General features: G+C 63.8%; 11 protein-coding genes. 3 read left to right on the forward strand and 8 right to left on the reverse strand.

Features of this window, described 5'->3' with window-relative positions; translation table 11 throughout:
- Window positions 1-343: 343 nt before the first annotated feature.
- The 4 genes from ACREXZ_RS19575 to ACREXZ_RS19590 form a co-directional block, all read right to left on the reverse strand.
- Entirely contained in the window at window positions 344-1,525 is a 1,182-nt protein-coding gene (locus tag ACREXZ_RS19575) for a porin (RefSeq protein WP_431765773.1), read from the reverse strand.
- A gap of 94 nt (window positions 1,526-1,619) precedes the next feature.
- Window positions 1,620-2,933, reverse strand: a complete 1,314-nt coding sequence (locus tag ACREXZ_RS19580; protein WP_431765774.1) for an MFS transporter — start codon at window positions 2,931-2,933, stop codon at window positions 1,620-1,622.
- A 68-nt stretch (window positions 2,934-3,001) separates the two neighbouring features.
- Window positions 3,002-4,414, reverse strand: coding sequence for a dipeptidase (locus ACREXZ_RS19585; protein ID WP_431765775.1), 1,413 nt, complete (start codon window positions 4,412-4,414; stop codon window positions 3,002-3,004).
- 35 nt (window positions 4,415-4,449) lie between these two features.
- The gene (locus tag ACREXZ_RS19590) at window positions 4,450-6,063 is read right to left on the reverse strand and encodes a carboxylesterase/lipase family protein (protein ID WP_431765776.1); all 1,614 of its coding nucleotides are present in this window, start codon (window positions 6,061-6,063) and stop codon (window positions 4,450-4,452) included.
- Window positions 6,064-6,256: 193 nt separating this feature from the next.
- Between ACREXZ_RS19590 and ACREXZ_RS19595 the strand changes: the two genes are divergently transcribed.
- On the forward strand, window positions 6,257-7,201 hold the full coding sequence (locus ACREXZ_RS19595; RefSeq protein ID WP_431765777.1) for a LysR family transcriptional regulator: 945 nt from the start codon (window positions 6,257-6,259) through the stop codon (window positions 7,199-7,201).
- Between the two features lie 35 nt (window positions 7,202-7,236).
- Here the strand turns inward: ACREXZ_RS19595 and ACREXZ_RS19600 are convergent, their stop codons facing one another.
- Entirely contained in the window at window positions 7,237-8,016 is a 780-nt protein-coding gene (locus tag ACREXZ_RS19600) for an SDR family NAD(P)-dependent oxidoreductase (RefSeq protein ID WP_431765778.1), read from the reverse strand.
- 161 nt (window positions 8,017-8,177) lie between these two features.
- Between ACREXZ_RS19600 and ACREXZ_RS19605 the strand changes: the two genes are divergently transcribed.
- The gene (locus tag ACREXZ_RS19605) at window positions 8,178-9,065 is read left to right on the forward strand and encodes an AraC family transcriptional regulator N-terminal domain-containing protein (RefSeq protein WP_431765779.1); all 888 of its coding nucleotides are present in this window, start codon (window positions 8,178-8,180) and stop codon (window positions 9,063-9,065) included.
- Between the two features lie 55 nt (window positions 9,066-9,120).
- Here the strand turns inward: ACREXZ_RS19605 and ACREXZ_RS19610 are convergent, their stop codons facing one another.
- Window positions 9,121-9,897 carry an alpha/beta hydrolase gene (locus tag ACREXZ_RS19610; protein WP_431765780.1) on the reverse strand — a complete coding sequence of 259 codons (777 nt, stop codon included), beginning with the start codon at window positions 9,895-9,897 and terminating at the stop codon, window positions 9,121-9,123.
- Between the two features lie 130 nt (window positions 9,898-10,027).
- Here ACREXZ_RS19610 and ACREXZ_RS19615 point away from each other — a divergent pair, with 130 nt between their 5' ends.
- Window positions 10,028-11,506: an HD domain-containing phosphohydrolase gene (locus tag ACREXZ_RS19615; protein ID WP_431765781.1), complete on the forward strand. Its 1,479-nt coding sequence runs from the start codon at window positions 10,028-10,030 to the stop codon at window positions 11,504-11,506.
- A gap of 60 nt (window positions 11,507-11,566) precedes the next feature.
- Here the strand turns inward: ACREXZ_RS19615 and ACREXZ_RS19620 are convergent, their stop codons facing one another.
- Together ACREXZ_RS19620 and ACREXZ_RS19625 are read right to left on the reverse strand one after the other, a co-directional pair.
- Entirely contained in the window at window positions 11,567-12,721 is a 1,155-nt protein-coding gene (locus tag ACREXZ_RS19620) for a porin (protein ID WP_431765782.1), read from the reverse strand.
- A 445-nt stretch (window positions 12,722-13,166) separates the two neighbouring features.
- Window positions 13,167-15,452: an LPS-assembly protein LptD gene (locus ACREXZ_RS19625; RefSeq protein ID WP_431765930.1), complete on the reverse strand. Its 2,286-nt coding sequence runs from the start codon at window positions 15,450-15,452 to the stop codon at window positions 13,167-13,169.
- Between the last annotated feature and the right edge of the window lie 276 nt (window positions 15,453-15,728).

The raw sequence follows: 15,728 nt of genomic DNA on the forward strand, positions 1-15,728 counted from the left end.
TCGCCCTTGTCGCCTGCATGCGCAAACTGCTCATCACGCTTAACGCAATGGTTCGCTCCAACACTCCCTGGCAGTCGGACTTCCATGACGCGTGACATTGCTCGTCTCAAGATAGTTGCTGTCGACCCGAGTTAGCGCTTTAGCGCTTACTCGGGTCCCATGTCGGAGTTGGCGCTTTAGCGCCTTACTCCGGCGTCGACCCCATTCCATAGCGGCGCGTCGCCCGACGCGTCATGTTTCCACGATACGCGCGGCAGTTAACCGGAAGCTGACGGCCAGATTAAATCGCCGTCAGGTACGGGAACGTCAGATGAATCGCGGGCCTGACCGCAAGCAGCGTGACTCAGAACTTGTGCCGGATGCCCAGCCTGACCGCGGCAGCGTGGTTGTTGCTCGATGGTGTCAGGTTGTTCAACGAAGCCACGGCGGTAACATCGCGCGAATCGACGCCCGAGGCCTTCTGATAGACGCCGACGCAATACACGTCGGTGCGTTTCGACAGGAAGTAATCGGCGCCAATCGACAGTTGGTGGTAACTGGCAGCGGGCTTCTCGCCGCTCTTGTCGGCGACACTGCCGCCATGCGTGTAGTCATAGGCCGCACCGATCAGGAACGCGGACGTGAACTGATATTGCGCGTTCACTTCGACGTTGTTGAAGACCGCCGTGCCCGAATAGCCATGCGGGTTCGCACCAGCCGACAGATCCCCCAGGTTGCTGAAGCGCGTATTCGAGTAGGTGAAGCCCAGTGTCGCCGCTCCGAACACATAAGAGCCCGCTGCCGCAGCGACGCTATAGGCGCGAGCCGAAATGAAGCCCGTGGTAACCGGCGACGCAAGCGACACCGATGCCGGCGTGACCGCGGCGGCAGCGCTATTGCCGAAAAACCCGACGTTCGGCGTCCGCGCGTTCAGGTACGCGGCAGCAAGACTGAGTGGACCGTTGGCATAGTTTGCGCCGAGCGACCAGACCTGATCGCCGGTTACGTCACCGGCCTGCCCGCCAGGGGCATACATACCGCTGAAAGAGAAGCCACCATACGTATTGCTCACGTACTTGACCGCATTGTTGGTCCGGACCGTGTTGTTGAAGTTGTCGAGATCGCCAGGATGAGCGGTGATATAGCCGCCCCACTGGTCCCCGACTGCGAACAGACCGATCGAGGTCACGACCGAATCGTACTGTCGCCCCAGCATTAACGTGCCATACCGGCTGGATGCGAGACCGACATACGCCTGCCGGCCGAACATGCGCCCTCCTTGTCCGAGTGTGCCGGAGTTGACGTCGAAACCGTTCTCCAGCACGAATAGCGCACGAACACCACCGCCGAGATCCTCCGTCCCCTTGAGACCCCATCGGCTGCCCTGAAGGACACCGCTCGACAGGTTATAGAGCGCGTGTCCATTGGCGTTCGATTGATAGTTGATGCCCTCGTCGATGATGCCGTAGAGCGTCACCGAGCTTTGTGCGTGACTCGCCGACGAGATCAGCATCAGTGCCGCGATACCCGCAATCTTTTTGTCCATTCCCTTCTCCTCACCGTGGTTAATATTCATATTTCTTTTAGTCATCCGAAATTATTTACCGTCACCATTCCATTTTTATCTCACAGCATTCTGTCTAGCGCCCGCCTGTCCCGTCGATCGCTGGCTCCATCGCCACACGTCTGACAAACGGGAGCGCGAACGTTGAAAGCACGATGCAGCCGGTCACCGCGATAGCGGGCGACAGTCTGTTCCCTGTTGCGTGAATCAGCCAGACGGCAACCAGTTGCGTCATTCCGCCGAACAGCGCGACGCCGACGCTATACACGCTGCCCGTCGCCGTGGCACGCAACGCCTTGGGGAACATCTCGGGAATCAGCGTGATCGACGGTGCGCCCTGTATCGTGAAGAAGATGGACAGGCTGACGACGACAATGAACAGACGGGCAACACTGGGATTGCTCGTCAACCATGCGTCTGCGGGATAAAGCAGGAGGACCAGGACGACCCGTGCTGCAACGATCGGAACCATCCGGCCGAACGCGTCGGCAATCTTTCCGACGATGGGCGACAGAAACGCCATCACCAGACCCGACGCCATCGCACACGCGTAGGAAGCGGACTCATCGAGCTTCAGTTCGCGAATCGCATACGTGGGAATGAAAAACAGGATCATGTACGCGGTGACGGTACCGCCCATGATGAGGAAGATACCGGCGACGACGTCGCGTGCATGGCCCCTCAACAACGCGACGATGGGCGAGCGGGAAGCCGCTTCGTCGACCGTTCCTCGCGGAGGCGGGACCTCGAGCCCGGACAGCTGACGGCGAATCAGGATGCCGATCGGAAGAATCACCGCACCGGCAAGGAACGGCAACCGCCAGCCCCACGCATAAAGCGCGTCATGAGGAAGAAGCCACGCAAGCAGCGCCGCCGACGCCGCACCCGCCGCGATACCGAGCCCCTGGCTGGCCAGTTGCCAGCTCGTGTACCACGCCCGCGCGCCCGGGGGTGCGTGTTCGAGCAGCACGGTCGTCGCGGGGCCGACCTCGCCGCCCGCGGAAAACCCCTGAATAAGCCGCGCGACGACCATGATGATCGGTGCGGCCACCCCGACGTCGGCATAGGTCGGCGCGAGGCCCGCGAGACAGACGCCGAGTGTCATCAACGACAGCGTCAGCGTCATCGCCGCGCGCCGGCCGGCGCGATCGGCGTACATGCCGATCAGCACGCCGCCCACCGGCCGCATCACGAAGCCGACGCCGAACGTGGCGACCGACGACATCAGCTGACCGTCCGCACTGAGCGGCGAAAAAAACTGATGCCCGATGATGATGGCGAAAAAGCCGAACACGGTGAAGTCGAAAAACTCCAGCGCATTGCCGATGGTCGTCGCGCTCAGAAGCTTCGACCGCGACGTTCGGGCAGTTTCGGGTAAGGCGATGCTCAAGTGGTCTCCCATGATGTCTCTCTGATGGAAGCTGGATGGAGGGTGGGTCGATGCGGCAATGCGATGCTTCACGCCCTGGGCGCTCCCCGCGAAGCGGCAAAGTCCTGAACCGGATAGCGTGCGAGTTCGTCGAGCAGAAATGTCCATCCGCGCAGCCCTTCGCCGATCGAGCGGATGTAGAAGAATTCATTCGGCGCGTGCACGTCTTCGTCGGGCAGGTTGTAGCCGAACATCAGCGTGTCGACACCCAGCATCTCCTTGAAGATCGAGGTGATCGGCACGCTCGCGCCGAGCCGGACGTGGGTGGGTCGACGACCCGTTTCGTTGAGCAGCACGGTTTCGGCCGCACGGACGAGCGGATGGTCCGGCGACAACGTGGACGCGGGCGCCCCGCCGTGCGTCGCCAGAATCTCGAGCGATACGCCATGCGGACAATGGCGCTGCAGGTGCTGCACGACCCGTTCGAGCACGTCCGCCGGATTCTGGCCTTCGACCACCCGCACGGTGAGCTTCGCGCTCGCGACGTTCGGGATGATCGTCTTGCCGCCTGCGCCGGTATAGCCGCCCCACATCCCGTTGACGTCGAGCGACGGACGCAGCGTCATCTGCTCCCTGACCGTGTAGCCGGGCTCGCCGTGATGCGTGGCCGCGACATCGGCGACATAGGCGTCCGCATCGAACGGAAAAGCGGCGGTGTGGGCCCTCTGCGCGGGCGTGAGCGGCGCGATGCCCGCATAGAACCCCTCCACCGCGATCGCACCGCTTGCGTCGTGCAGCGACGCGACCAGCCGCGCCATCTCATGCAGCGCGTTACGAACAAGGCCGCCGTAGCGTCCCGAGTGCAGATCCTTGCTCGCGGTGCACACGCGAAATTCCAGCTGGCCGCTGCCTCGCGCACCGGTGTTGATCGTCGGTACCTCCGCGCTTGCGCGACCGCCATCGGCCGACAGCACCGCATCGACACCGAGCAGATCGCGATACCGCTCGATGATGCCCCTGAGCGATGGACTGCCCGTCTCCTCCTCGCCCTCCAGAAACACCTTGACGTTCACCGGGCACTGCCCCGTCACCGCGAGGAACCCCGCAATGACCTCCAGCGCGATCGTCGTCGAGCCCTTGACGTCCGACGCACCGCGCGCAAAGAGACGCCCGTCCCGCTCCGTCGGTTCGAACGGCGGACTGTTCCACAGTTCGAGTGGATCGGCGGGCTGCACGTCGTAGTGTCCGTAAATCAGGATCGTCGGCTTCCCCGGCGCACCCAGCCATTCGCCGTAGACCGCCGGCTCGCCACCTCCGTCCAGTTCGCGGATGTTGTGCAGCCCGATCTCTTTCAAGCGCGTCGCGAGGTACTGTCTCGCTTCGTTCATATGCGGCGCGAACGCGGGGTCCGCACTGACGCTGGGAATACGGAGCAAGGTCTTGAGCCGCGCCAGGATGGGCGCGTGCTCCACCCGAAGATAATCCACCACATGTTCGATCATAGGTATTCCGGTTTCGTAGTCTGTTTCGCGAGTCATCAGTAGATCGGGGGGAAAACGCCAGGCCCCCACAGCGTGCTGCACTTGTGCACCGTTTCGAATGCGGTGTTCGAGACCGTGCTCGACGGCGACGTCAACTCGATCGTCTCGCGATCGCCAGGACCGGCATAACGCGGCCAGCGGGGCAGTGTCGGGTCCGTACCCGTGCCGTTCGGATCGCCGAGGCGAACAAAGTTGCCGAGATACTTCTTCATCTGGACACCGAGCGCCTGCATGGCAGGAGCCGGATTGCTGCCCGCGACAGCCGACGGACCGAACCAGTAAGCCGCATCGGTGCCATGCGCTGTCCCCAGATAGAACGTCTTCGGGTCGGTCGGGAACGACAGCGTCGGATCGGTGAATTCCCATCCGTACACCGGTACCCATGCGGCGAGCTGGTCGCGGCGAGCGCTGTTGCCGCAGCCGTACAACGCGTCGCCCATTGCGCGGGCGAAACCTTGCGCGGGCACCGCATAGTTCGCGAGTGGATAGGCCGCCTCGATCGCCGACGTGTCGTAGCCAGGCGGCGCAAGCGATGCGATCGCCTGCGTATAGACCGACGCCGACAACGTGGGGGGGACGAACAGCGTGCCCTCGTCGTACACGCCGCCGATCATGACCGGCACGCGGTTGAAGGTACCCGCAGCGAAGGAGACAGCCGGCACCTGCGTGACGATCTTCCCGTCGATGGTCGGACGCCACTTGCCGGCCGTCTGCGCCGCCACGAGATCGTCGGGGGACTTGCCGCGCAGACACGCGACGACATCCGTCGCACCGCCGCACCCTACAGCCTGGATCAGCGTATCGCCTTGCGCGGTCGCGGTTGAAGGCATCAGATTCGAGTACGCGCCGCCGCCGCCACTTTGCATGACCGCCTTGCTGAACAGCCCCTTCGATTGCGGCGACTGCAGCAGCGTGAACATCGACGTGGCGCCGGCCGACAGGCCCCACACCGTGACGTTAGCCGGATCGCCGCCGAATGCCGCAATGTTCTTCTGCACCCACTGCAGTGCAGCCTGCTGGTCCATGACGGCGAAATTTCCCAGACTGCTGTCGCCGGCCGATGCCTGTAGCGCCGCATTCGCCAGATAGCCCAGCGCGCCCAACCGATAGTTGAAACTGACGAACACGAGGTTGTCCGTCGTCGCGATCGTGCTGCCGTCGATCTGCGCGCCCGAACCGATCGTGAACGCCCCGCCATGAATGTAGACGAGCACCGGCAACTTGCCTGTGGCCCGTGCGGACGCCGGCTCCTGCACGTTGATGAAGAGACAGTCCTCCGCCATGGCGTTTGCGGGGATGTTGTTTTGCGCAGTCGGTTGCGGACACGCATTACCGTAGGCCGCGGCCGTCAGCGTGCCGGTGCGGGACGCCGGCGCCTGCGGCGGCCTCCAGCGCAACGCGCCGACGGGAGGCTGCGCATAGGGCATCCCGAGCCACGCAACGATGTCACCGCTTTGCGCCCCGACGACGGGACCTTCCGTCGTCTGAACCTTGAGACTCGCCGTGCTATCCGCGCTTTGCTGAACCCCGCCGCCACATCCTGCGAGCGCAACCGCGAGCACGGTGGCGAACAGCGCGAAGCCAGGCATCCTCCATCTGTCTGCTTTCATCTCTCCCCTCATTCATGTCTGCACGTCTGTGTCGACCGAGCCCGATAGCCAGTCGATGACGCATGCTAGAAATCCGAAATTCATATGTCCAATGCATTGTTTTTTTGATTATCATTACATTCCCTGATAGGAAAACTCCCGCCATACCTCACGGAATACCTCACGCAATACGGTCTCTGAACAGGGATTCACGATGAACCTGCATCACCTCGAGCATTTCCTCGCACTCGTCGAAACAGGCTCTTTCAGCAGGGCGTCGGAAGCGCTTCATCTCACGCAGCCGGCGTTGAGCCGCAGCATCCAGATGCTTGAACAGGAGCTCGGCACGCGGTTGATCGATCGCATCGGCAAACGAAACGAACTCACGCCGTTCGGCGTCGTGGTCGCGGAGCGCGCACGAAAGCTCGTGTCCGATGCGGTGGATCTGAAGCACACCGCGCAGTTGCTGACGCAGGGGGAAGGAGGCACGGTCCGCCTTGGGTTGGGATCCGCGCCCAATGCGATGTTCGCCGGGCCGTTGCTGTCGTACATGCTGAGCAAGTACCCGCGCGTCGGCGTTCATCTTTTAACCGGCGGTCCCGAAGCACAGGTGGCCGCTTTACGGGAACGTGAGTTCGACGCACTGCTCATGCATTCGCGCTCCATTGCGCCACAGGAAGATCTGCGCATCCAGTTGCTGGGCCGGGTGCAGTCCGGTTTCATGTGCCGGAGCGGTCATCCGCTAGCGAGGCGCCGTCGCGTGGAATTCGCCGAGATTGCCCAGTATCCGGTCCTTGCGACCAAGTTGAGCGACGACGTGACGCGCGCGCTGATCGAGCGCTTCGGGCCGGACGCACATCCAGCCCGCTTTCTGCGCGCATCGTCGGATTCCGTCGCGGCGTTGATCGAGGCGGTCCTGACGACGGACGCGATCGTTCTCGGCACGCTCGCCACAGCGCGTGTGTGGCTCAGCAGCGGCGACATCTCAGTGGTGCGTCTAGATCTGCCGCCCGAGGCCACGGCGCAGTATGCGTTCGTCACGCTTGAAGGCCGCACGGAGTCCCCCGTGCTCGAAACAATCCGGCAGTTCTGCGTCGAGCTCGCGCTCGGCGAGGCGACGCAGGCGGTTAGCGGCCGGAAAGCGAAGCGCGGCCGCTGATCCGGCCGCGTGTTGCTACATCGATAAGCGTCGCGCTACACCATCATCCCCCCCGACACCTCGATCCGCTGCGCGTTGACCCAGCGGTTATCGTCCGACAGCAGCGCGGCGATCATCGGGCCGACGTCGTCCGGTTCGCCCGCGCGTCCGAGCGCCGTCATCTCGGCCACACGCTTGTTGACTTCGGGGTTGTCGCGCACCATGCCGCCGCTGAAGTCGGTCGCGATCGCGCCCGGCGCGACCGTGTTGACACCGATGCCGCGCGGACCGAGTTCTTTCGCGAGGACCCGGGTCAACACCTCGATAGCCCCTTTCATCGATGCATAGGCCGTGACGCCGGGCATCGAAACGCGCGTCAGCCCCGACGAAATATTGACGATCCGTCCGCCGTCGGCGATCAGCGGCAGCAGCTTCTGCGTCAGAAAGAACACGCCCTTGAAATGAATCCGGTAGAGGGTGTCGAGTTCGTCTTCGGTCGTCTCGGCAAATGCGTTATGCAGCGACGTGCCCGCATTGTTGACGAGGTAGTCAAACCGCTGCGCGTCGAGCGACGTCAGCGCCTGGCGGACCTCGCCAACGAAACGATCGAACGACGCCGAGTCGCCGGTATCGAGCGGCAACGCCACCGCGCGGCGTCCGGCCTCGGCGGCCGCCGCGACGACGTGTTCCGCTTCTGCCCGATTCGAGCGATAAGTGAAGATCGAATCGACCCCGCGCCGGGCGAGGCTCAGCACCGTGTTGCGGCCGATCCCGCGGCTTCCGCCGGTGACGATTGCGATTCGGGCCCGTGAATCAGGCGTGTTTTGCGTCGACATGACTTGCTCCTGTGGGTTACGTGACAGCAAAGATAGCCTTCGCGCCCCACCGGTTGAATACCGAAACTCGCCCACTTCTTGCCTGATCCTGCTCGACCCGCTATAACATCCGGATGCCGCACCTACGCACACAAACGCAACCCACACACCGGAACCCCGCCATGTCAGATGCTCTCGTGGACGCCGTCGCCCGCTATACCGATGCGCAGCCCGGACAGAATCCGTTCGTCACGGCAATCAACGGACTCACGCTGCTTCGTTCGCTACACGAGCAACGGGCTGTTCACCGGATCTACCGACCCGCGCTCTGCATCGTCGCGCAAGGCAAAAAATGGACGACGTTCGGCGACCGGCGGTTCGAATACAACGCCGGCCAGGCGCTCGTTGTCAGCGTGGAGACGCCGGCGTTCGGCCGGGTCGTCGAGGCGAGTCCCGGCAAGCCGTATCTCGGCGTCATCATCGAGTTCGATCTCGCGATCATGCGCGAGGTAATGGAGGGACTGGACCGTCCGCCGAAAGCGGGCGGCGAAAGCGGCTCGGGGATCTTCGTCGCGAACTTCGACGGCCCGCTCGCCGACTGCGCGCTGCGTCTGGTTCGTCTGCTCGATACGCCCGATGCGATTGCCGCGATCCAGCCGCTGATCATGCGCGAGATCGCCTACTGGCTGCTGACGGGTCCGCACGGCGGAGAGATCGCGCGGCTTGCACTCGCGAACAGCCACGCGCAGCGCGTGATGAGCGCAATCCACGTGTTGCGCGAGCGCTTCGCGGAGTCGGTCCGTATCGAGGAACTGGCGTCGATCGCGCAGATGAGTCCGTCCGCGTTCCACCGGCAGTTCAAGACGCTGACGTCGATGACGCCGCTGCAATACCAGAAGCAGATCAGGCTGCTCGAAGCACGCCGGCTGATGCTCGCCGATGCTGCGAACGTCGAGACCGCGGCGTTTCGCGTGGGCTACGAAAGTCCATCGCAGTTCAGCCGTGAATATTCAAGGATGTTCGGTGTGCCGCCGCGACGCGACGTCACGGTGCGCAGAGCGGCTGCATGACGAATGCATCGGAGCGAACGCCTGCTTGCTCCGATGCATTCGAAACCCAACCCGCTTATTGCGCCTTCTTCGCCTCGGCGATGATCGCCGCAGCAACCAGAGCCGGATGACTCACCATCGCCACGTGGCTCGAATCGACGTGCGTCACCGTCGCGCCGATGTCCTTCGCCATCGCGGCCTGCAGATGCGGATCGATCATGTGATCGCGATCGGCAATGACAAACGCCGACGGCTTGCTATGCCACGACGCGGTCGTGACCTTCTGGCCGAGCGCATCCGACGACCACGGCCCCTGCGTCGCGGCGATCACGCGTGCTTCCGGCTCGGGCACGTCCTGCGCGAACTGATGAATGATCGCATCGGTGGAGAGCGTCAGGAACCCGCCCGAATCCTTCTTGAGCTGCGATGCCCATGCAGGCGCCGGCTTGTCCTTCAGCATGTCGTTGATCGACTGGCCGCTGTCCGGCGCAAACGCCGCGACGTACACGAGCGACTCGACCTTCGGGTCGTTGCCTGCCTCGGTAATCACCACGCCGGCCCACGAATGGCCGACCAGAACCACTGGGCCGTCCTGCGCATCGATCGCGCGCTTCGTCGCCGCGACGTCGTCCTGCAGCGACGTCAGCGGATTCTGCACGGCCACGACGTGCGCGCCGTGCGCTTCGAGGATCGGCACGACCTTGGCCCAGCTGGAGCCGTCCGCGAACGCGCCGTGAACCAGCACGATGTTCTTGCCCTTCAGGTCCTGCGGCGGTGCGGCATGAGCAACGGCCGCGAAGAGCGCGCCGCCGACCAGCAGCGCGGACATACTTTTTTTCAGGAGATGTGTCACGATTGGCACCCTTGTTTGGAATCGAGGAGAGACGCCAGAATGATCGATTTCGGCGAGAGAAGACATCGGTCGAATGACCGATGCGTCTACTGTCGAGCCCCCCGTCCCATCCGATGGAGATTCAGCGAGCATGTCGCAACCGCGTAGCCCGGTGCCCGTATTCGATGCGATGAAGGCGCTCGCGTTCGTCGGCGACCTGAGCATGGGCCAACCCACCGACCACTCGATCCGAACCGCATGGCTCGCGGGCCGCATTGCGCGCACGGCCGGCTTCGACGACGCTGCAGCGCACACTGTGCAGGACGCCGCGCTGATCCGCTGGTCGGGATGCACGGCTAATGCACCGGATTTTTCGGAACTCTTCGGCGACGACGTCGGCGGTCGCGAGGCGATGCTCGCCGGGCGCGCCAGCTGGTCGACGCGACTCGAACAGCACGGCGGCGGCGCCGTGGCGATAAAGCCGCTCGCCGAGATTCACTGCGAGGTGTCCGGCGAGGTCGGGGCGCGGCTCGGGTTATCCGCCGCCACGCAGGCGATCCTGCGCAATGTCTTCGAAACGTGGGACGGCGGCGGTCTGCCATCGCAACAGGGCGAGGCATCCGTGCCACCAGGCGTTTTCGTCGTCGCGCTCGCGGGCGATCTCGAGATATTCAGCCGCACCTACGGTGCGGTACGCGCACGGGACTTGATCTCGCGCAAGAGCGGGGTGGCCTATCCGCCCGATCTCGCTGAAGCCGTCCTCTCCGAAGGAGAACGCTGGATCGCGGAACTCGATGCGCGCACCCCGCACGCACTAGCCGCGTCGCTCGCGGAGCCGCACTCTGCGCGAACCGCCGCCGTCGAACTGCTCGCCGACATCATCGATTTGAAACTCCCGTGGATGACCGGCTATTCGCGCGCGGTCGCGACCGCAGCCGCGGACTGCGCCGCGAACAGCGGCTGCACGAACGAAGCCGTCGAGACGGTCTATCGGGCTGGGCTGATCCACGGGATCGGGCGCGCGGCTGTACCCAACCTGATCTGGGAGACGCGTGGTCCGCTACCGGAGTCCGCATGGGAGAAGGTGCGGCTCGTCCCCTACTGGACGTCCCGTGCTGGCAGGCAGGCGGGCGAACTCGCCGACGCCGCCGAACTCGGCTCGTACGCATACGAACGAAACGACGGCAGCGGCTACTTCCGCGCGCTCGGCAAGCCAGCCATCGACACGATCGGCCGCGAAGCGCAGATCATCGCGGCGGTCGTCGCATGGGTCGCGCTGCGTTCGCGGCGGCCCTGGCGCGATGCGCTGCCGGACCACGAAGCCGCTGCGCTGCTGCGCGACGAAGCGACACGCGGCCGTTTCGACCGGACGGTGATCGACATGCTGGTCTCGGGTGGTCGCGCGGAAAGCATCGAGCTGCGCAGGGATGGGGCGGGCAGCGTGCTGACGCCGCGCGAACTCGACGTCCTGCGCGCGATCAGCCGTGGCGGCAGCAACAAGGAAGTCGCAAAAGCATTGACGCTCAGTCCGAGCACCGTGCGAACGCATGTCGAAAATACGTTCCGCAAACTGGGTTGCTCGACGCGCGCGGCGGCGACGTTGAAGGCGTCGTCGATGGGGCTGCTGTGAGGAATCGTTTAGACCCGACACGGATTTCTCCGCGTCGGGTCTAAACGCATCGTTCGCAGCTTAGAACTTGTGCCGGATACCGAGGCTCACCATTTCCTGCGTGCTGGTCCCCGCGACGCCGTACGACCCGATCGACGCTTCTGCGCTGCTCACCGTGCCGTCGGCGTTCAGCTGCTCGCCGCTCGCGTGCTGCCATGCGCCGACCAGATAGACGTCGGTACGCTTCGACAGGCTGTAGTCCGCGCCCAGCGAAACCTGGTGATACGTGGCGCTGGTGTCACCGGTCGCCTTCGTATAGCTGTAGCCCACACCGACGAGCAGTGCCGGCGTCGCCTGATAGTTGACGAACGCCTGGCCGGTGTTGAATTTCTCGGTCGACGCGAAGGCCGACTGCGCATCGGCCTTGTACGCCGAATTGCTGTACGCCAGGCCGAACGTGTACGGTCCCGCGACATACTGACCCGCGACGCGCGCGATGTTGATCGACCTCGCCGTCACGTAGCCCGAGTTGACCGGACCATCGAACGTGCCATCCGACGTCGACGACCACGCGGTGCGAAGCGTGCCGGAGTTCGAGTTATCCGCGACGAAGTAACCCGCCGACAGCGACAACGGACCGTTGTTGTACGCCGCCGCCGCCGACCACGTCTGCCCCGAACCGGTCTGCCCCGCCACGCCGCCGAGCGCGTACATCGTCTCGACCTGCAGGCCGTAATACGTCGGCGACAGGTACTTGATCGCGTTGCTGGTCCGTGAGCTGTTGTCGTAGTTGTCGACGTCGCCGGCCGTCGCGAACGTGCTGCCGAAGTAGTTGTCCTCGGTCATGCCCTGCACCAGGTCGACGAGCGGATCGTACTGGCGACCGAGCGTCAGCGTGCCGTACTGCGCGCTTTGCAGGCCGACGTAGGCCTGGCGTCCGAACTCCGACGTCGTGCCGTTATACGAACCCATCTTGCCGTTGTTCACGTTGAAACCGCTCTCCAGCTGGAAGATCGCCTTCAGGCCTCCGCCGAGATCTTCGGAGCCCTTCACGCCCCATCGGCTGCCCGACAGATTGCCCGAGTACAGTCCGAGCTGATTGCTTCCTGTGGCGGTCGCGTTGTGCGTGTACTGAACGGATTCGTCGATCAATCCATACAGCGTGACGCTGTTCTGGGCGTGTGCCGTACTGGCCATCGCCCCGAATAACGCGAGAGACGCGAGTGTCTTTTTCATTCCTGATTCTCCAAGGGTGTAACGAGGCGCAGTGCGCCTGCAGTGCGTTGTCTCGCCGACGTTGCGCGAGACGTTCGACTCGAAATCCGGCCGTGCATTTATTGCGGTGTCGACCGGACGCGCCATTAGCGCACGCCAGATAAGCGCAGCCGTTGGCTGCCGGCAACAGCGGTTCTTACGGTCTCTTTCGAAGGGCACCGCCCGTAAATATCGGCGCGCGACGCATGCGCTGCGTGCGCGTGTCGGCGCTTGCCGAACAGCCGCGCTGCGTATCGTTTGCGCGGGATTGCATCGTGCGTTGCAGTGCTTGCCATCGGTGTCTGGCGAAAACAGAAGAACACGCACGGTCACGCGACGTGACGCGGTGAAAGGACTTGCAATGCATTCGGATGGGGACGTTCACGCGTATTTCGGCGAACAGCGCGCGCGCGTGTTCAGAAGCGGCTCACGGATAGTCGGAGAAACGCGATTCGGGTGTCGGTGTGTCGGGCATCGTGTAGCCCGGCACATTCGCGCGGAATTGCTGCGTCAGGCCATTGTCGATCCGGCTCAACCCGTTCAACTGCAGTTGCATCAGCACCCGCGTGCCGGTGCTCGGCGTCGTGGTCGTGCTGGTGTTCGTGTATTTCTCGACGGCGACGCTGAGCGCCCAGCAGTCCGCGTTGTACTGGACGCCAAGCAGACCGGTCAGCAGATGATGACTCACGACGTCGTAGTCGACCGATCCGACGGCGGAGAGCCGGCGAGTGATGGGCCACTGGCTGGACAGCAGCACCTGGTCCAACGCCTGATCGTCGAGCGTCGCATCGGCTCGCGCGTACAGGAACGCCGCGTTGATCACCTTGCCCGCGGCCGGCTTCCACGCGACGCCGGCGCTCGCCTGCGTGAACACATCGCTCGACTGGTTGTATTCGACGGCCGTCTGGACCGCCAGGTTGTCGCGCACGTTGAACGACGCACCCGCAATCAGGTTCGATGGTCCAACCGTTGGCGGATCGTCGCCGGACATCGTCACCTGGGTCGAGCGAAAGTAGTATTCCTGCGCGAGCACGAAGCGCGCGCGTTCCGCGCCGCTTGCAGCATCGATGAAGCGCGTCGTGAGACCCGCGGTCACGCGATTCATGTCCGACACACGATCGCCGCCGATGAAGCGGTTGCTCGTGAAGATTTCGGCAAGCCCGAAGTCGAGTGGCGCGGTGTCGAATATCGGTGCGAACGTCTGGTCGCGGTAAGGCGTGTACACGTAGTACAGACGCGGTTCGAGCGTCTGGATGAAATCGACACCAAACAGATTCACGTGGCGCTCGAAGGTCGCGCCCGAATCGAGACTCAGCGTCGGCACGTTGAAGCTGAAGGTTTTGGGCTGCCCCGTCGGCGCATCGCTGCCGATCGACGACAGGTCGTACGACGCGAAATGCCATTGCAGCTTCGGCGTGATGTACCAGCCCGGCCGCACGACCGAATAGCTGACGTACGGGTCGAACGTCAGACGCGTGCCCTGTGTCGAATCGCCGACCGGAATCGAGAATCGTGTCGCATCGGCGTCGGCGCCGAAGTCGAAACCGCCGACGTTATAGCGCGCGTATTTGACGTCGACCTCCGGCTCGCGGTTGTACGGCGGCGCCGTAGTGAACGACTGCCAGTTCTGGACCCGCGTCAGTACCGACCACGGCCCGTGGCTCCACGTCACGCCCGCTTCCTGCTGGAACAGCGTCTGCGTGCCGAGCATGAACGAACTGGTGTCCGACAGATCCGTCGTCACCGCCGCATCCGACACGCGGTTGTAGATCGCATAGGCGGCGAACCCGTCGCCGAGCGTCTGGTGATGCGTGAACGAAATCGCGTAGCGGTTCGTCTTCGTCGTCGCGTCGTTGGGCAGGAAGGCGACCGACAGCGTGCCCGAGTAAGTCGGCGACAGATAGCGATAGTCGGTGGTCAGCATCGCTCCGCGCTTCGAGATCAGGCGGGGTGTCAAGGTCAGATCGTAGTTCGGCGCGAGATTGAAGTAGATCGGCACCGACACGTCGTAGCCGTTCGTCGAACTGATCGAAAACATCGGCGGCAGCACACCGCTCTTGCGATCCCCGTTCAACGGAAACGACAGCCACGGCGACGCGAACAGCGGCACGCCCTGGAAGAACAGCACGCCGTCGTGCGCGATGCCCTCCTGCGCCGAGCTGTCGAGATCGAGCTTCGATGCCTTCACGAACCACGCGGGGTGCGCGCACTGGCAGGTCGTGTACGTGCCGTCGTAGACGGTTTCGCGGGTATCGTCGAGCAGGTCGACCCGCGAACCGCTCCCCGTGCCGCCGGTCAGGTTGAAGCGGTACTTCGGCGTGGGCATCGTCCCTTCGTTCGCACCGACGATCAGATGCGCGGTCGGCCCGACGAACAGGTTGCCATCGTTCGTGAGTTGCACGTGGCCGTACGCGTCGGCGGTATCGCTGTCGACCGCGTAGTGAATCGCATCGGCTTTCACGACCGACCGGTAGCGGCGCAGTTCGGCCTGCCCTTTGAGCGCGATGTCTGTGTCGATCGTGCCGGTGGCCGACAGGCCTTCGCCAAACATCGCGGTGGCTTCGCCGGGTTTCGACGGATGCTCTTCCAGTTGCAGCGCTAGCCTGAGACCACCTGCGCCACCGGTTCCGTCGAGCGGATCGGGTTGCGCGGCCGCGCCGCTCAACTGCGCGAACGCGCTGTGCGGTGTCCACACGGGCAGTGCAAGCAGCACATTCAACGAGATCCTGAGCGTCCAGGCCCGAAGCCCGGCGCGCCGGTTTGCAGTCGATGACAAGGTAGTTCGTCTGTTACGAGGGATGCGGCGGCCGATGCGCTACGCCCGGATGATTCGGGTGAGCGTCGTCGCTATCGCGTGCACGCGGCAGCGACGACTCGGGATCGAAGTCGGGTTCATGCGCGTGATCGCGCACGGTGTCGGTCGGAGAACTGGAACCTCAACGTTGACACACACCTGGCACAGGCGCAGTGACTGCCCGAGCCAGGTGTG

This window comes from Paraburkholderia sp. (assembly GCF_050742655.1).
Classification (GTDB): Bacteria; Pseudomonadota; Gammaproteobacteria; order Burkholderiales; family Burkholderiaceae; genus Paraburkholderia.